The 16,788-nt window shown below is 67.6% G+C and carries 17 protein-coding genes; 10 read left to right on the top strand and 7 right to left on the bottom strand.

The window, feature by feature from the left end:
* Nucleotides 1-251 precede the first annotated feature (251 nt).
* A complete protein-coding gene (locus ACZLZY_RS22800) occupies nucleotides 252-698 on the top strand; it encodes a thermonuclease family protein (RefSeq protein WP_472936357.1) in 447 nt (148 codons plus the stop codon).
* A 13-nt stretch (nucleotides 699-711) separates the two neighbouring features.
* Here the strand turns inward: ACZLZY_RS22800 and tolA are convergent, their stop codons facing one another.
* On the bottom strand, nucleotides 712-1,260 hold the full coding sequence (tolA, locus tag ACZLZY_RS22795) for a cell envelope integrity protein TolA (RefSeq protein WP_472936356.1): 549 nt from the start codon (nucleotides 1,258-1,260) through the stop codon (nucleotides 712-714).
* Between the two features lie 190 nt (nucleotides 1,261-1,450).
* On the opposite strand from tolA, the gene ACZLZY_RS22790 reads away from it, so the two are divergent.
* Nucleotides 1,451-2,749, top strand: a complete 1,299-nt coding sequence (locus ACZLZY_RS22790; protein WP_472936355.1) for a class I SAM-dependent methyltransferase — start codon at nucleotides 1,451-1,453, stop codon at nucleotides 2,747-2,749.
* 10 nt (nucleotides 2,750-2,759) lie between these two features.
* Here ACZLZY_RS22790 and ACZLZY_RS22785 read toward each other — a convergent pair whose 3' ends face one another.
* The 6 genes from ACZLZY_RS22785 to ACZLZY_RS22760 form a co-directional block, all read right to left on the bottom strand.
* Entirely contained in the window at nucleotides 2,760-3,149 is a 390-nt protein-coding gene (locus ACZLZY_RS22785) for a type II toxin-antitoxin system VapC family toxin (RefSeq protein ID WP_472936354.1), read from the bottom strand.
* The gene (locus ACZLZY_RS22780; RefSeq protein WP_472936353.1) at nucleotides 3,146-3,418 is read right to left on the bottom strand and encodes a type II toxin-antitoxin system Phd/YefM family antitoxin; all 273 of its coding nucleotides are present in this window, start codon (nucleotides 3,416-3,418) and stop codon (nucleotides 3,146-3,148) included. The genes ACZLZY_RS22785 and ACZLZY_RS22780 overlap by 4 nt, the downstream gene beginning before the upstream one ends.
* 837 nt (nucleotides 3,419-4,255) lie before the next feature.
* On the bottom strand, nucleotides 4,256-6,205 hold the full coding sequence (acs, locus tag ACZLZY_RS22775; protein ID WP_472936352.1) for an acetate--CoA ligase: 1,950 nt from the start codon (nucleotides 6,203-6,205) through the stop codon (nucleotides 4,256-4,258).
* A 192-nt stretch (nucleotides 6,206-6,397) separates the two neighbouring features.
* Nucleotides 6,398-7,030 (bottom strand): TPM domain-containing protein, encoded by a 633-nt coding sequence (locus tag ACZLZY_RS22770; RefSeq protein WP_472936351.1) that lies wholly within the window; start codon nucleotides 7,028-7,030, stop codon nucleotides 6,398-6,400.
* Complete coding sequence (locus tag ACZLZY_RS22765; protein WP_472936350.1) at nucleotides 7,024-7,950, bottom strand: TPM domain-containing protein; 927 nt, start codon at nucleotides 7,948-7,950, stop codon at nucleotides 7,024-7,026. Before ACZLZY_RS22765 ends, ACZLZY_RS22770 begins: the two co-directional genes overlap by 7 nt.
* A 1-nt stretch (nucleotide 7,951) precedes the next feature.
* Nucleotides 7,952-8,545 carry a LemA family protein gene (locus ACZLZY_RS22760; protein WP_472936349.1) on the bottom strand — a complete coding sequence of 198 codons (594 nt, stop codon included), beginning with the start codon at nucleotides 8,543-8,545 and terminating at the stop codon, nucleotides 7,952-7,954.
* Nucleotides 8,546-8,678: 133 nt separating this feature from the next.
* On the opposite strand from ACZLZY_RS22760, the gene ACZLZY_RS22755 reads away from it, so the two are divergent.
* The 8 genes from ACZLZY_RS22755 to sucC all read left to right on the top strand — a co-directional run bounded on the left by ACZLZY_RS22755 (nucleotide 8,679) and on the right by sucC (nucleotide 16,729).
* A complete protein-coding gene (locus tag ACZLZY_RS22755) occupies nucleotides 8,679-8,945 on the top strand; it encodes a hypothetical protein (protein ID WP_472936348.1) in 267 nt (88 codons plus the stop codon).
* A 5-nt stretch (nucleotides 8,946-8,950) separates the two neighbouring features.
* Complete coding sequence (gene pdxY / locus ACZLZY_RS22750; RefSeq protein ID WP_472936347.1) at nucleotides 8,951-9,841, top strand: pyridoxal kinase PdxY; 891 nt, start codon at nucleotides 8,951-8,953, stop codon at nucleotides 9,839-9,841.
* The gene (locus ACZLZY_RS22745; RefSeq protein ID WP_472936346.1) at nucleotides 9,841-10,683 is read left to right on the top strand and encodes a DUF429 domain-containing protein; all 843 of its coding nucleotides are present in this window, start codon (nucleotides 9,841-9,843) and stop codon (nucleotides 10,681-10,683) included. Before pdxY ends, ACZLZY_RS22745 begins: the two co-directional genes overlap by 1 nt.
* A 219-nt stretch (nucleotides 10,684-10,902) precedes the next feature.
* The gene (locus tag ACZLZY_RS22740; RefSeq protein WP_472936345.1) at nucleotides 10,903-11,559 is read left to right on the top strand and encodes a carbonic anhydrase; all 657 of its coding nucleotides are present in this window, start codon (nucleotides 10,903-10,905) and stop codon (nucleotides 11,557-11,559) included.
* A 328-nt stretch (nucleotides 11,560-11,887) separates the two neighbouring features.
* The gene (locus ACZLZY_RS22735) at nucleotides 11,888-12,430 is read left to right on the top strand and encodes a protease inhibitor Inh/omp19 family protein (RefSeq protein ID WP_472936344.1); all 543 of its coding nucleotides are present in this window, start codon (nucleotides 11,888-11,890) and stop codon (nucleotides 12,428-12,430) included.
* 217 nt (nucleotides 12,431-12,647) lie between these two features.
* Nucleotides 12,648-13,829, top strand: a complete 1,182-nt coding sequence (gene zapE, locus ACZLZY_RS22730; protein WP_472936343.1) for a cell division protein ZapE — start codon at nucleotides 12,648-12,650, stop codon at nucleotides 13,827-13,829.
* A 653-nt stretch (nucleotides 13,830-14,482) separates the two neighbouring features.
* Nucleotides 14,483-15,445 carry a malate dehydrogenase gene (gene mdh, locus ACZLZY_RS22725; protein ID WP_472936342.1) on the top strand — a complete coding sequence of 321 codons (963 nt, stop codon included), beginning with the start codon at nucleotides 14,483-14,485 and terminating at the stop codon, nucleotides 15,443-15,445.
* 90 nt (nucleotides 15,446-15,535) lie between these two features.
* On the top strand, nucleotides 15,536-16,729 hold the full coding sequence (gene sucC / locus ACZLZY_RS22720) for an ADP-forming succinate--CoA ligase subunit beta (protein ID WP_472936341.1): 1,194 nt from the start codon (nucleotides 15,536-15,538) through the stop codon (nucleotides 16,727-16,729).
* Nucleotides 16,730-16,788 lie beyond the last annotated feature (59 nt).

Below are 16,788 nucleotides of genomic sequence, written 5' to 3'. Positions count from 1 at the left end.
ACGCGGCCATGTTCAGCTACATGGAGATCAAGCTGGCGATGGCCGGCGGCGCGGTGCATCCTTGCTATCTCGTCCTATCAGGGGGCGGAGCGCCTCTCCGGCTCCCGACCGCGCCAGGCTGGCATTAATCTGCACACCCTTTGCGATGGACCCCGGACAGTCTCCAGTCTGACGCTGATGCTATAGGGAACATTGACCTGCCGGCCTCGCCGTGATAGGAAAATGATCTCACGTCTACTCCGGATACCCTAATGTCCATGCTCCGCCTTCTTCCCGCTCTCGCGCTGCTCCTCGTCGCTAGCGCCACCAGCCATGCCCGCGACGACGCGATCAGCGGGCCGATCACGGCGGAGGTGGTGAAGGTGCGGGATGGCGACACGGTGGAGGTGACGGCGCATATCTGGCCGCAACAGACGGTGGCCGTCGCCGTCCGGCTGCGCGGCATCGACGCGCCGGAGATGTCGGGCAAGTGCGACGCGGAGAGACAGGCGGCCGGGGTCGCCAAGGCGCGGCTGGCCTCGCTGCTGGCGGGCGGCGCGGTGACGATCAGCAATGTCTCCGGCGACAAGTATTTCGGCCGCGTGCTGGCCGAGATGTCGGCGGCGGGCCATGCCGACGTCGGGGCGGTCCTGCTGCGCGAGGGCCTCGTCGCGCCCTATCAAGGCAAGGCGCGGCGCGACTGGTGCACCGGCGCCTGATCGGTCCGGCGGTTCAGAAATCCAGCGTGTCGAAGTAAAGCGTGATGTCCTTCCAGGACTCGTAACTCTCGGGCGGCAGCTTGTAGGGCGCGCATTTGACGATGGCGCGCGCGGCGCTTTCGGCAAACACCAGCCCCTTTGGCCCGGCCGGCTTGTCCATCATCATCGGCTGCCCTTCGAGATTGCCGTCCGGCAGCAGCTTCACCCGGATGCGGGCAATGCCGCCCTCGCCGGGATCGCCCTTCATCACCGGCATCGACCAGCATTTCTGAATCTGGCTGTCGAGCATGCCGGGCAGGAGTTCGGGTCCCGAGGGCATGCGGTTGGCCGGCATCGTCCCTTGCGAGGCGCCTTCGTCGATGGCGGTGCCGTCGGTCTGCGGCAGGCCGTCCGGCAAAGCGAGATCGGGCGGAAGAGTCGCGCCGGCATTTCCCGACGCTGGCGGGCTGCCGCCATCGAGGGTCACGCCGCCATCGAGCGGCGGAACGGCAGAATCCGTGCCTTGCGCGGCGGCGGGCCCGGCGATCAGGAGGGAAGCGAGGAGGAGGGTCGAGACGCGCACGAGATCGTCCTTGTCTGGCCGAGAAAGTCTGGCTTTGCGGCAAATTGTCTGAAGAGACAACCCTTCGGCATCTGGAATGTTTCACGTGAGACAATGCACGGCAGATACTGCCGCACTGTTTTGCTCCGCTGCGCCGTGACAGCGGCGCTGGTGGCAGCGTAGCCTCGGACGACCGAGCAAGGAGCGGGACATGGATGCCAAGGCAAGGCGGGTGCGGGCGTTCCGCGGGTTCATCGGGCATGCCCGGGAGAAGCTGGGGCTGACGCTGGGCTTCCGGCTCTGGGACGGCTCGACCGTGCCGGAGAACCTCGGCGCCAAAAGCCTTACCGTGGTGATCGGCGACGAGAACGTGGTGGCGGCTCTCGCCCGCCGTCCGACGCTCGACACCCTCGCCAACCTCTGGGTCGCCAAGCGCATCGACATCGCCGGCGGCACGCTGTTCGACCTCGTCCGCCAGAAGCCGACGGTGAAGACCCGCGATTTCCGCAAGACGCTGGACAAGGGCGCCGCGGTGAAGCTGGCGCTGAAGTTCCTGCTCTTGCCGCGCGGCGGGCCCTGGCCGCTGGAGACCGTGAAGGACGAACGCCCCAGCGATGGCAGCCCCACCGAGAACAAGGAGAACATCGCCTATCACTACGACGTCTCCAACGCCTTCTACGCGCTCTTCCTCGACACCGAGATGCTCTACTCCTGCGGCTACGCCACCGATTGGAATAATGATCTCGAACAGATGCAGCAGGACAAGCTGGAGCTGATCTGCCGCAAGCTGCGCCTGAAGCCCGGCGACAGGCTGCTCGACATCGGCTGCGGCTGGGGCGCGCTCGTCTGCTATGCCGCAACGCATTACGGCGTCACCGCGACCGGCGTCTCGCTGTCGGAGGAGCAAGTGACGCTGGCCCAGGCGAAGGTGAAGCGGCTGGGGCTGGAGGACCGCGTTTCGGTCCAGCTGCGCGACTATTCCACCGTCGAGGGCAAGTTCGACAAGGTCGTCTCGGTCGGCTTCCAGGAGCATGTCGGCCTCGACAACATGGCGACCTATTACAAGACCGTGCGCAAGGTGCTGGCGAAGGACGGGCTCTTCCTCAACCACGCCATCACCCGGCCGGCCAAGCGTACGGACAAAGTGTTCAAGCGGAAGCGGCCGGAATTCGCTTTGCTGACGAAATACATTTTTCCCGGCGGCGAGCTCGACAACATCGGCAACACGGTCCGGCAGATGGAGCAGCACGGCTTCGAGATCGCCGACGTCGAGGGCCTGCGCGAGCATTACCAGCGCACCTGCCGGCACTGGCACGACCGGCTGCTCGCCCGCTACGACGAAGCGGTGGTGGAGGTCGGCGAGGCGAAGACGCGGCTTTGGCTGGTCTATCTCGCCGGCTGCTCGATCGCCTTCGAGCGGGGGACGGTGTCGATCCACCAGACGCTGGCCAGCAAGCGCAAGCGCGGGCCGTCGGGCCTGCCGCCGACGCGGGCGGATCTGTATCGGTGAGGGATGGGAGTCAGGCGGGGAAGGCGGCGGTGATGTCGGTCTGGGCGAAGTCGTTGCCGATGAACAGGAGAGGACAGGCATTCGCATCGGCGAGTTCGTAGGCGAAGCAATCGCCGAAGTTCAGGCGAGCCGGGTGCTGGCCCTTGCCCCAGCGGCGGTAGGCTTCCGCAACACGGGTTGCCGATAGTGGCGAGACAGGTACGATATCGATCTTCAGGCGCCCGATCAGTTCCGCCATCTCCCTGCCGCTGTTGCGGCGTCCAGCGACGATGAGGGCTTCCGCCAACGTTGCGGCCGACATCAGGATCTGCGCCTCGGCCTTCAGCACCTCGGCGATGTCATTGGCATCTGCCTCGTCCTGGAGAATAGAGAGCAAGGCCGACGTGTCGACGACGATCATCCCGGCATCCCGTCCTCGTCATAGAGAAAGTCCTGGCTGCGAGCAGCACTTGTTTCCGGTTTTGGCCGTGACCGGCCGAACTGCCGCGCAGCGTCCAGCGCCTCGCGTTTTTCCTCAAGGGTTGCGAAAGGACGCGGGCTGTCGAGGCCGACAGCCACCAGCCTCACCGCCGGCTCCCCCCTTCGGGTGAGGATGATCTCGATGCCTGCTTCGGCATATTGGACGAGGTCAGGCAGCCGCTCAGCCGCATCGGTAAGGGAAATGCGCATGACCTCGCCCTCTTCGTTCGGGAAATGGTGGGCCCTCTGGAGGAGATCGTCAATTCGGCAATGCATTGCCGGACGACACGAACGAAAACCGATTACGCCACCAAACACAAAAGGCCGTTTCTCCTGAGAGAAACGGCCCCGTGAAGTCTTTCATGCCGGGGGTCGTCGGACCCTGCCCGCATATCTTAGGCGTGAGAAGGAGACTGCTCCACCGAAACACCGCGATACAAAGACCCAGCCGGCATTTGGAAATCACTCGACATTGGATCACCTCCTTTCACTGCGTTGAACACGAGAGAAAGTATGGGACTGGAATCGCGGCACGGCAAGAGGCTGCCGGCAAAAACGTCAGATTGGGGCAAGGCGCTGAGGCAAAAGGCAAAATGTCACAGGGACGCCGGGCTTGCGACTGCGGTGTGCGTAAGCGGGCGTCAGCGCGCTCGGTTACCCATTCGCGCTTAGCCGCCGAAGGTTGACGGCTCGAGTTCCTGCGACGGCACAACGCCTCAGTCCCGTCATCCCGGGCTTGACCCGGGATCCATTCCTCCGCGCTCGTCCAAATGGTCCGCCTCAGAACGGGAATGTCGACCGGACAGAGCGTGTTTTAACGGCTTGGCATGGATCCCAGCGAAACCGATGGTTTCGCGGAGATCAAGTCCGGGATGACGAAGCGCGAAGGTTTGCAGCATCCCGAACGAGGTGCAGACTCAAGCCGGGATGACGGATCGTCCGGAGCAGGAGCGGAAGCAGGCCGGATTGGGCGCCGGAGTGTGCATGCGCATAAGCCTCAGCGGGAAATCTTATGTCGCTTGTGGGGTCCGGCGCCCTATCCGCATCTCAGCCCTTCTTGTTCTGGCGGTTGTCGATGAGGTCGTCGACCACGGCAGGGTCGGCGAGGGTCGAGGTGTCGCCGAGGGCGGAGAAATCGTCCTCGGCGATCTTGCGCAGGATTCGGCGCATGATCTTGCCGGAGCGGGTTTTTGGCAGGCCCGGGGAGAACTGGATGCGGTCGGGGGAGGCGATCGGGCCGATCTCGTTGCGCACGTGCGCGACGAGCTCCTTGCGCAGTTCCTCGGAGGGCTCGATGCCCGACATCAGCGTGACATAGGCGTAGATGCCTTGGCCCTTAATGTCGTGGGGATAGCCGACGACGGCGGCTTCCGAGACCTTCGGGTGGGCGACGAGGGCGGATTCCACCTCGGCCGTGCCCATGCGATGGCCGGAGACGTTGATGACGTCGTCGACGCGGCCGGTGATCCAGAAATAGCCGTCCGCGTCGCGCCTTGCGCCGTCGCCGGTGAAATACTTGCCGGGATAGGTCGAGAAATAGGTCTGCTCGAAGCGCTCGTGGTCGCCGAAGACGGTGCGCATCTGGCCGGGCCAGCTGGTGGTGAGGCAGAGATTGCCCTCGGTAGCGCCCTCGAGCACAGCGCCCTCGTTGTCGACGAGCTCGGGGACGACGCCGAAGAACGGGCGGGTGGCCGAGCCCGGCTTCAGCGCGGTGGCGCCGGGCAGCGGGGTGATGAGGATGCCGCCGGTCTCGGTCTGCCACCAGGTGTCGACGATCGGGCAGCGCTCCTCGCCGACGACCTTGTAGTACCAGTTCCAGGCTTCCGGGTTGATCGGCTCGCCGACCGAGCCGAGCACCCGCAGGCTTTTGCGCGAGGTCTTCGTCACCGGGCCGTCGCCGGCGCCCATCAAAGCGCGGATGGCGGTGGGGGCGGTGTAGAAGATGTTGACCTGGTGCTTGTCGATCACCTGCCAGAAGCGCGAGGCGTCGGGATAGTTCGGCACGCCCTCGAACATCAGCGTTGTCGCGCCGTTGGCGAGCGGGCCGTAGACGATGTAGCTGTGGCCGGTGACCCAGCCGACATCGGCGGTGCACCAGTAGACGTCGCCTTCGCGGAGGTCGAAGACGTATTTATGCGTCATCGCGGCATAGACGAGGTAGCCGCCGGAGGTGTGCAGCACGCCTTTCGGCTGGCCGGTCGAGCCGGAGGTGTAGAGGATGAACAGCGGGTCCTCTGCGCCCATCGGCTCGGGCGCGCAGACGGGCTCGACGGTCTCGCGGGCCTCGTGCCACCAGATGTCGCGGCCGTCCTGCATGGCGATCTCGCCGCCGGTGCGCCGGACGACGAGCACGGTCTCGATTGTCTGCCCGTGCTTCTCGGCGATGGCGATGGCGCGGTCGGCGTTCTTCTTCAGCGGCACGGTCTTGCCGCCGCGCTTGCCCTCGTCGGCGGTGATGAGGACGGAAGAACCGGCGCCGGCAAGGCGGCCGCCGAGCGCATCCGGCGAAAAGCCGCCGAAGACGACGGAGTGGATCGCGCCGATCCGGGCGCAGGCGAGCATGGCGAAGGCGGCCTCCGGGATCATCGGCATGTAGAGGGTGACGCGGTCGCCCTTCTCGACGCCGCGCGCCTTCAGGACGTTCGCCATGCGGCAGACCTCGGCGTGCGCCTCGCGGTAGGTGATGGCGCGCGAATCCGCGGGGTCGTCGCCCTCGAAGAGGATCGCGGTCTGGTCGCCGCGGGTTTCGAGGTGCCGGTCGAGGCAGTTGGCGGAGACGTTGAGCGTGCCGTCCTCGAACCATTTGATCGAGACATTGCCGGGCTCGAAGGAGGTGTTCTGCACCTTGGTGAAGGGGGTGATCCAGTCGATCGCCTGCGCCTTCTCGCCCCAGAAGCCGTCGGGGTCGCTGATGCTCCGGGCGTACCAGGCGTTGTAATCGGCATCCGACAGGAGGGCGCCTTGCTTCCACTCGTCCTTGACAGCGATCGTCGTCATGATGGCCTCCCCGCCTGTTCCCGGCCGTCGGCGGCCGTGGTGCGCCGGCGTGACGCGCCGGTGCGTTTGCGGCCAACTTAGGAGCAAGCCGGCGAAGGGTCCAGCCGAGGGCGGCTCATACTTTCGCCGACCGCGGTGTCCGCTGCCGGCCCTCCGCGGAGGGGGCAGCCGCCGCCGCGCGCGGGAGCGCTGCTAGAGCTCGACCAGCCGGTCGGGCAGCTCGTTGGGGTTTTCGGTTCCGGCGGGGAAGTGCGCGGCGAGAAGCCGGCCGGCGGCGGCGATCGCCTCGACGAAGCCGTCGGCCAGCCGGTCGGCGCGCGCGGCCTCGGTAAGGGTCACGACGATGGCGTCCCACTCGGCCTGCGGCACCTTGGCGTGGATGCCGGCGTCGGCAACGACCTCGGCATGGTGCTCGGCGGCGGAGACGAAGATCAGGATGCCGGTGCGGGCCTCGGTGGCATGGAGGTTGTGCGCCATGAACTGCGCCATCGCCATCCTGTGGCTGCGCTCGGTCTTGAGGCCGGCGGGCACCAGCATCAGGCGGAGGGCCGGAAAGACGCCGAGGGCGAGGAGGATCGCCACGGCGCCAAGGGTCTGCACCGCCTCCAGCGCGAAGGCCGGGAGATGGACACCGGACAGGAGTGCGGCGAGGCTGGTGAGGAGGCCGGCCAGGAGCGAGAGGGCGAGGGCGGCGAAGGCCGAGGGAAAGAAATAGCCGTCGCTCTCGCGGGCGAGCACGGCGAAGATCTCGCCGGAAGTGGCCGTCTCGGCGCGGCCGATGGCGGCGGCGATGCGGGCGTGTTCTGCCGGGGTGAAGCCTACCATGAGCCGGACGAGCCTCCGCCGCCGAAAGAACCGCCGCCGCCGGAAAAGCCGCCGCCCGACGAGCCGCCGCCAAAACCACCGCCACCGCCGAAGCCGCCGCCCCCGAGGCCGCCCCGGCCGGACGAGCGGCTGGCGGCGGCGAGAGTCCAGACCATGCCGAGCCAGCGCCAGCGGTTCGGGCCGACCTTCTGCCCGAAGCGGCGGGCGAGCATGACCATCACCCCGCCGCCGAGGACGACGAGCCAGACGAGGACGAAAATGCCCATGAAGAGGAGGGTCTCGGTCGGCGTGCCCTCGTCGGTGGCGCGGCTGGCATTGCGGTCGGCGCGCGCCTGCAGTTCGGCGGCGTCGCCCGAGAGCACTTTCAGGATGCCGCTCGCGCCTTTCCGGATGCCGCCGGGATAGTCGCCGGCGCGGAAGGCGGGGAGGATGTCCTCCTGGATGATGACCTGGCTCAGCGCGTCGGTGAGCGTGCCCTCGAGGCCATAGCCGACCTCGATCCGCACCTTGCGGTCATCACGGGAGACGAGGAGCAGCACGCCATTGTCCTCGCCCGCCTGGCCGAGCTTCCAGGCGCGGGCGAGCTTGACGCCGAACTCCTCGATCGCCTCGCCCTGGAGGTCCGGCACGGTGGCGACGACGACCTGGTCGGAGGAGCTGCGCTCGAAGGCGGCGAGTTCCGCGTCGAGCGCGCTCCGGGTGGCGGCATCGAGCAGGCCGGCGGTATCGACGACGCGGCCGGTGAGCGGCGGCAAGGTCTGGGCGGAGGCGGGCGAGAGGAGGGCCGCGACCGCGAGGGCAAGGAGGAGCAGGACGAGCGGCAGCGGCGCCAGCCGGGCGCGCACGGCTGTCCAGCCGAACGCCCTGACGCTCGCCGTCGCCGGGCGGAGGGGCCCGGTGTGCGCGCCGACCGCCGTCATCTCAGTTGAACTTGACCGTCGGCGGCTGGCTGGCGGTGGGTTCCGCCGCGAACGTCTCCATCGGCTTCGATTCGGGATAGAACCAGCTGGCGAACCAGGAGCCGGGGACGGTCTTCAGCTCGGTGTTGTAGACGCGGACCGCCTCGATGTAGTCGCGCCGGGCGACCGAGATGCGGTTCTCGGTGCCTTCGAGCTGGCTCTGCAGGGCCAGAAAGTTCGCGTTGGATTTGAGGTCCGGATAGGCCTCGACGGTGACGAGGAGGCGCGACAGCGCGCCAGAGAGCTCGCCCTGTGCCGCCTGGAATTTCTGCACGGCGGCGGGATCGGAGAGCTGGCTGGCGTCGATGTTGGTCGCAGTCGCCTTGGCACGGGCCTCGACCACCGCGGTCAGCACTTCCTTTTCCTGGGCGGCGAAGCCCTTGACGGTCTCGACGAGGTTCGGGATCAGGTCGGCGCGGCGCTGGTACTGGTTCTGCACCTGGCTCCAGGCGGCCTTGGCCTGTTCCTCATAGGTCGGGATGTTGTTGACGCCGCAGCCGGCGAGCACCGGCAGGAGCAGCGCCAGCACGGCGAGGGTTTTCGCAAGCATCTTCATCGTCGGCTCCGGAGCGTTGTTCACCCCGTGTAGCACGCGGCCGTGATGACGGACAGGTTGCAGCGCGAAGGATGCACCTGCGCTTCCTGCCGTGCGGCTTGTTCTCGGCCGGCTTTTCGGTCACGCTCCCGGCATGAGCCAGACCCGAGACGACCCGCGCGACGCCGCCCGCCAGCGCGAGGCCGAAACCATTCTGCGGCGGGTGTCGCAAGAGACCGAGCCGCAGATCGGCGCGGGCGCCAACCGACTGCTGACCAACGTCTCCGCGCATCTGTCGGCCGTCGACGCCGATCCGGCGGACCCGATCGAGGTGCTGGGCACACGGATCGGGCGGATCCTCGGGCTCATCGCCTTCGTCGCGATGGCCGCCTGGCTCATCTTCACCTTCCTGGCGGGCTGATCACCATGAGCCAGACCTCCACCGCCCGCCAGGACCGGCCGGCCGTCATCTCGATCTCGAGCCATGTGGCGCGCGGCACGGTCGGCAACCGCGCCGTAGTGCTGGCGCTGGAATCGCTCGGCTTTCCCGTCTGGTCGGTGCCGACGGTGACGCTGCCCTGGCACCCCGGGCACGGGCCCTCGACCCGCATCGTCCCGCCCGCGGAGGATTTCGCCGGCATGGTCGACGATCTCGCGGGCTCGCCCTGGCTCGCCGAGGTCGGCGCCGTCATCACCGGCTATTTCGGCGATCCCGCCCAGATCGAGCCGGTGGCACGGCTGATCGAGGCGGTGAAGAAGGCCAATCCGCAGGCGCTCTATTTGCTCGACCCCGTCACCGGCGATGGCGGCCGGCTCTACCAGCCGGAGGCAACGCTGGCCGGCATCCGCGACCGGCTGATGCCGCTCGCCGACATCGCGACGCCCAACCGCTTCGAGCTGGAGTTCCTCACCGGCATGGAGTTCTCCAGCAATGCGCACCTGATCGAGGCGGCGAGCGCGCTCGGACCGGCGATCGTGGTGGTGACCTCGGCCTTTCCGCTGCTGAAGGGCGGCATCGGCAATCTGATGGTGGACGGCTACCAGGCGCTGCTCGCCGAGCACCGCGAGATCGCCAACGTGCCGAACGGGCTCGGCGACCTCACCGGCGCGGTCTTTTTGGCGCGGATGCTGTCGGGTGCGACGTCGGAGAAGGCGCTGCAGACGGCGACGGCGGCGGTCTACGAAATCCTCGCCCGGACCACCAAGCGCGGCGCGGACGAGCTGACGCTGGAGACCGATGCCGAGAGCCTGAAACACCCGATGGCGATGGTACAGATGCGCCGTCTGGTGCTGCCGTCGAGCGACCGGCGCGCCTGATGCCGGCGGGACCGGACGCTTCCGGCGCCAGTCCGGCGCCGGCCGGGGGCGAGGCCCGCTGCATTGCCGGCGTCGACGCCTGCCGGGCCGGCTGGATCGCGGTGATCGGCCGATTGCCGGGGGATGCCGACCCGGTCGACGCGCGCTGGCCGCAGCTGGTGGCGCGGGTGTTTCCGCGCTTCGACTTTCTCCTCGACGCCTTGCCGGCGGATGCGGTGATCGCGGTGGACATGCCGATCGGTCTGCCGGAGCGGATCGAGGGCGCGGGCCGTGCGGCGGAGAAGGCGGTGCGGCCGCTGCTCGGCGAGCGGCAGGCGAGCGTGTTCTCCATCCCCGCGCGAGCGGCCGTCGAGGCGGGCGGCGGGCCGTTCCGCTCCGAACTGCACCGTCTCGAGGCGCATCAGGCGGCCTGCAGCATCGCCGCCCGGCTGTCGCACCCGCCGCGCCGGATCTCGATCCAGGGATTCTCGCTGTTTCCGCGGATCCTCGAGATCGACCGCCGGCTCGCGGCCGAGCCGCTGAGGGCCGAGACGGTGATCGAGAGCCATCCGGAACTCGCCTTCGCCCGGCTGAACGGCGGCGCGGCGCTGGCGAGCTCGAAGAAGCTGATGGGCCGGGTGAACCCGGTGGGCATGCAGGATCGTCGGCGGCTCTTGATCGCCGCCGGCCTGCCGCGGGGTTTTCTGTACGAGCCGGCGCCGGCAGGGGCGGCGCAGGACGATTTTCTCGATGCCGCCGTGCTGCTCCTCGTCGCAGAGCGGCACGCCCGCGGAGAGGCCGTGCCGCATCCCGATCCGCCGGAGCGCGATGCGAGGGGCCTGCCGATCGCGATCTGGGCGTAGCGTGTTTTGCAGCCGACTGACCTTTCGGGAGAGGCCCGGTGCTGGCGTTACCGGCAGAGCGGACCGGCCGTCAGGAAACGGCGCGGGTTCCACGAAAAAGACAAACGCGGCCCGGAGAAGCGGAAGACCCGTATGGCTCATGGTGAGCCCCGGGAGCCTCGGGGGCGCCGGCGCAGCCGATCCGTTGAAGGCCAGAGTGCAATGCGGTAGGAAAACCCCATGAGCCTTATTCCCGACCACCTTCTCGCCGGCCACAAGGCCTTCATGACCGGGCGCTACCAGTCCGAGGAGCAGCGCTATCGCAGCCTTGCCCGGGAGGGCCAGGTGCCGGAGACGCTGGTGATCGCCTGCTGCGACTCGCGCGCCGCGCCCGAGACGATCTTCGACGCCGCACCGGGCGAGCTTTTCGTCATCCGCAACGTCGCCAACCTCGTGCCGCCCTATGCGCCCGACGGCGACTACCACGCGACCTCGGCGGCGCTCGAATTTGGCGTACAGGCGCTGAAGGTGAAGCACATCGTGGTGCTCGGCCACGGCCGCTGCGGCGGCATCAAGGCCGCGCTGACGCCGGACATGACGCCGCTCTCGCCGGGCGACTTCATCGGCAAGTGGATGAGCATGGTCGAGGAGCCGGCCAAGGTGGTGATGGCCAACGGGCTGATGACCGCCGGCGAGCGCCAGACCGCGCTGGAGCGGATCTCGATCCGCTTCTCGCTGCAGAACTTGCGCCGCTTCCCCTATGTCGCGGCCGGCGAGGCAGATGGCACGCTGACGCTGCACGGCGCCTGGTTCGACATCTCGACCGGCGAGCTCTGGGCGATGGACGACGAGACCGGCGATTTCCAGCGCCCGATGGTCGACGTGATCCCGGAATAGGGCGGGCCATCCCCCCTTCGCCGGCCTTGTCCCTCGGCCGGCCGGCGAAATGCTTAAACTTGTCGACAAAGCCACAGCGGGCCCGAATTGCACGCCGGTGGAACGCATTTCGGCTTGCGAAGCCCGGCAAAGCTCCGCTTTAACTAAAAAAGCGGCTCCTCTCCGCCGTGAACGGCGGTTCGGGGCCAGCGTCGCATCCGATCCGATGGGATGGCAGGTCCGAACTGTCGGAACGTGCGGTCCGCTCGGGATCGCATCGCGGCGAAATGGGTTAGGGGCATGATGGGCCAGCCGAGGCGGCGGGTCCATGCCAGGGGAAAGCCAAAAGATGACGCCGATGATCAAGACCGGAGCCGTGCTCGCATTGCTGCTGGCAGCCTCGGGCTGCACGCGCTCGATGTCGCCGGCGAGCGACAATAGCAGCCTGTCGCCACTGCGGCCGGCGCCGACCGGCCAGGTGGCCTCGAGCCAGCTGCCGCCGCCGCCGGCCCCGCCGCCGCCGGTTTCCACCACCATGCCGACCGAGACCCCGCCCGCAGCGACGCCTGGAACGCCGGCCGCAACGGCCCCGGTCCAGACCGCCTCGGCCGGACCGGTGACGCGCGAAGGCCTCGTCGGCGCCTGGAAGGTGTCGTCGGGCGGTGGCAACTGCCAGATCTTCATGGCGCTGACCAAGTGGACCGGCGGCTACCGCGCGGCCTCCCGCGGTTGCCCCGGCCAGGTCGCCGACGTCTCCGCCTGGGACGTCTCCGGCAGCCAGGTCGTGCTGAAGGATTCCAGCGGCTCGACCGTCGCCAGCCTGAACAATTCCGGCGGCACGCGGTATGACGGATCGACCACCGGCGGCCAGTCGATCAGCCTTTACCGGTAAGCTGAAGGGCACAGGCGAGGGTGCGCGACCGTCTCGCCGAGAGGCTCTGAGCGCCTAGCCCTTCCAGAACGAGTGCCGGCAGGCCTGCTGCATCATCTGAAACGTCGTCATCCCGGGTCAGGCCCGGGATGACGACATTGAGGGAGGCGGCTTCGTTTCAGGGGTTTGTCTTCTGTTCAAGCCAATCCTTGCCTCCTTCCAGCATCCGAGTTCCATCATGACCCCAGCCCCCGCACCGACCCGCCAGCGTCCCGGTCCGGTCAGGGCGGCGCTTGATCGGATGATCGAGACCGGCGAGATCGAGGCGGATCCGGCGCAGACGGCGCTGGCGAACCGGCTCGACGGGCTGGAGAAGGCGCTGTCGGCGACGACGCTTGCCTCCAAGCAGAGCGCGCTCGGCTGGCTGTTCGGCAAGTCGAAGCCGGCGGAAGCGGTGCGCGGCGTCTACATCCATGGCGAGGTCGGCCGCGGCAAGACGATGATCATGGACATGTTCTTTCGCTCGGCGACCGTCGCGCCGAAGCGCCGGGTGCATTTCCATGCCTTCATGGCCGAGGTGCACGAGCGGATCGGCGCCCACCGCGACGCGGTGAAGGCGGGCACGGCCAAGGGCGACGACCCGATGCCGCCGGTGGCAAGCGATCTCGCCAAGACCGCAAGACTGCTCTGCTTCGACGAGTTCTCGGTGACCGACGTCGCCGACGCGATGATCCTGTCGCGGCTGTTCAAGGCGATGTTTGCGGAAGGCGTGGTGCTGGTTGCCACCTCCAATGTCGCGCCGGACGATCTCTACCGCGACGGCCTGAACCGGGGTCTCTTCCTGCCCTTCGTCGACGAGCTCAAGCTGCATGTCGACATCATCCGTCTCGATGCCGCCGAGGACTACCGGCTGGCGGCGATCGGCGAAGAGAACCTCTACATCACGCCGCTCGGGCCCGAGACGGATGCGCGGATGGACGCCGCCTGGCAGGTGCTCCTCGCCGGACAGAAGCCGGCACCGGCCTCGCTGTCGGTGAAGGGGCGGATCGTACCGGTGCCGGCCGCGGGCAACGGCGCCGCGCGCTTCAGCTTCGACCAGCTGCTGCGGCTGCCGCTCGGCGCGCAGGACTATCTCGCCATCGCCCGGCGGTTCCACACCGTGATGCTCGACCGGGTGCCGGTGATGGCGGAGGCCGAGCGCAACGAGGCCAAGCGCTTCATCACGCTGATCGACGCGCTCTACGATTCCGGCCGGCGCGTGGTGATCTCGGCCGAGGCGCCGGTCGAGGCGCTCTACACGGCGTCGCGGGGAACCGAGGCCTTCGAGTTCGCCCGCACCATTTCGCGGCTGACCGAGATGCGCTCGGCCGACTATCTCGCCGCCGGTGGCGCCCAAAGCGCCGCGCCCACCGGGTCCTGACGCAAGTCGGCACCGGGCACTGCCGGCGGATCCGCCAGGTCGCCGCGGTTGCGGCCAGGGCTTTTGGCGCGGTTGAGCGCGGTGTCCGCCGCCGTGACCAGCGTCTTGCGGCCGAGGCCGTCGCCCGCCACGGCAAGGCGAAACCCGCGGTGTCCGCGGTTTTCTGACCGGCAAAGCTGAAGGCTTTGCCGCAGTCCTTCCCCGGATGCCCATGGCCGAGGACGCTCGAACGGCTGGGTTAAGACCCCGGTCACACCGCGGCGCTCCACGCGAAATCTCCTATCGTGCGATTGGGGATGTCGATGAATTTTTCTTTTCAGCGGCACAGCACGCGTTGGCATTGATCTCCCTCACGAAACACTCTTCCGTTTACGTAAGTGCCGGAGGTTCTAACCGTTTGAAAATGCTATAGTGCACTGCGAAGAGTTGAAAAATGGCGGCGACAGCTTTATGCCCTTTCGCGTGTACGGGAGTGCCACCTCTGTGCGCCCGACCGGGAATGCCGCTGCGGCAGGCCTGGCGGCGCGCCTCTCCCGAGAGACCTATCGCCTTTCGGCACGCCGGACGTTCTTGTCCTCCGCGTCGAACGGTCCCCGCGTGAGCCCGGCGCCTTCGGTTCCGGACCCGGCCAAACCAGGACGACGAAGGACAACATGGCCCGCAACAAGATCGCACTCATCGGCTCCGGCATGATCGGCGGCACGCTCGCCCATCTCGCCTCGCTCAAGGAACTCGGCGACATCGTGATGTTCGACATCGCGGAAGGCACGCCGCAGGGCAAGGCGCTCGACATTTCGCAGTCCGGCCCGGTCGAAGGCTTCGATGCCCGTCTCTCCGGCGTTAACGACTATGCCGGCATCGCTGGCGCGGACGTCTGCATTGTCACCGCGGGCGTTCCGCGCAAGCCCGGCATGAGCCGCGACGATCTGCTCGGCATCAACCTGAAGGTCATGGAGCAGGTCGGCGCCGGCATCGCGAAATACGCGCCCGACGCCTTCGTGATCTGCATCACCAACCCGCTCGACGCGATGGTCTGGGCGCTGCAGAAGTTCTCTGGCCTGCCGAAGAACAAGGTCGTCGGCATGGCCGGCGTTTTGGATTCCGGCCGTTTCCGTACCTTCCTCGCCGACGAGTTCAAGGTTTCCGTCAACGACGTGACCGCCTTCGTGCTCGGCGGCCACGGCGACACCATGGTGCCGCTGACGCGCTATTCGACGGTGGCCGGCATTCCGCTGACCGATCTCGTCAAGATGGGCTGGATCTCGGCCGAGCGCCTGGAAGAAATCGTCCAGCGCACCCGTGACGGCGGCGCCGAGATCGTCGGCCTCTTGAAGACGGGCTCGGCCTTCTACGCCCCGGCCTCCTCCGCCATCGAGATGGCCGAGAGCTACCTCAAGGACAAGAAGCGCGTGCTGCCTTGCGCCGTCGCCTTGACCGGCGAGTACGGCCAGAAGGACCTCTATGTCGGCGTGCCTTGCGTCATCGGCGCCGGCGGCGTCGAGCGCGTGATCGAGATCGAGCTGATCGGCGACGAGAAGGCGCAGTTCGAAAAGTCGGTCGCCTCGGTACGCGGCCTGATGGACGCCTGCCAAACGATCGCGCCGCACCTGGCGTAACTCCTTGCGGGCCGGGAAACCGGCCCGTTTCGCGTTTTTGAGCCGCGCGGGATTTCCACCCGCTGCCGCCGTTTCGAAAAGAGATTCCCGATGAACATTCACGAATACCAGGCCAAGGAAGTCCTCAAGAGCTTCGGCGCGCCGGTCGCCGCCGGCGTCGCGATCACCTCGGCCTCCGAGGCCGAGGCCGCCGCCCGTCAGCTGCCCGGCCCGCTCTACGTGGTGAAGAGCCAGATCCATGCCGGCGGCCGCGGCAAGGGCAAGTTCACCGAGCTCGGCCCTGACGCCAAGGGCGGCGTGCGCCTGTCGCGCTCGATCGAGGAAGTGGTCAAGAACGCCACCGAAATGCTCGGCAACACGCTGGTCACCAAGCAGACCGGCGACGCCGGCAAGCAGGTGAACCGCCTCTACATCGAGGACGGCGCCGACATCGACCGCGAGCTGTACCTCTCCATCCTCGTCGATCGCGCTGTCGGCCAGGTCGCCTTCGTGGTGTCCACCGAGGGCGGCATGGACATCGAGACCGTCGCGCACGACACGCCGGAGAAGATCATCAACGTCGCGATCGACCCGGTCGCCGGCGTCACCGACGAGAACGCAGCGCGCCTTTGCGACGCGCTGAAGCTCGAGGGCCAGGCCCGGACCGACGGCATGATGCTGTTCCCGATCCTCTATGACGCCTTCACCCAGAAGGACATGGCGCTGCTCGAGATCAACCCGCTGATCGTCATGACCGACGGCCGGCTGCGCGTGCTCGACGCCAAGGTCTCGTTCGACGGCAACGCGCTCTACCGCCACGACGACATCAAGGCGCTGCGCGACGAGAGCGAGGAAGACGCCAAGGAAATCGAGGCGTCCAAGTACGACCTCGCCTATGTCGCGCTCGACGGCGACATCGGCTGCATGGTCAACGGCGCGGGCCTCGCCATGGCGACCATGGACATCATCAAGCTCTACGGCGCCGAGCCCGCGAACTTCCTCGACGTCGGCGGCGGCGCCAACAAGGAGAAGGTGACCAACGCCTTCAAGATCATCACCGCCGACCCGAACGTGAAGGGCATCCTGGTCAACATCTTCGGCGGCATCATGAAGTGCGACGTCATCGCCGAGGGCGTCGTCGCCGCGGTGAAGGAAGTCGGCCTGAAGGTCCCGCTGGTGGTCCGCCTCGAGGGCACGAATGTCGAGCTCGGCAAGAAGATCCTCAACGAGAGCGGCCTCGCCATCACCGCGGCGGACGATCTCGACGATGCGGCCAAGAAGATCGTCGCGGCCGTCAAGGGCTGACCCGAACACGGCAGCGGTTCGCCAGGGACTGCGTCATCCCGGCCCTGAGCTCCCGGCTC

Source organism: Mesocryomonas lacus (genome assembly GCF_055730135.2).
Note: the sequence above shows the minus strand (reverse complement) of the source record. Positions and strands in the feature narration are given on the sequence as shown.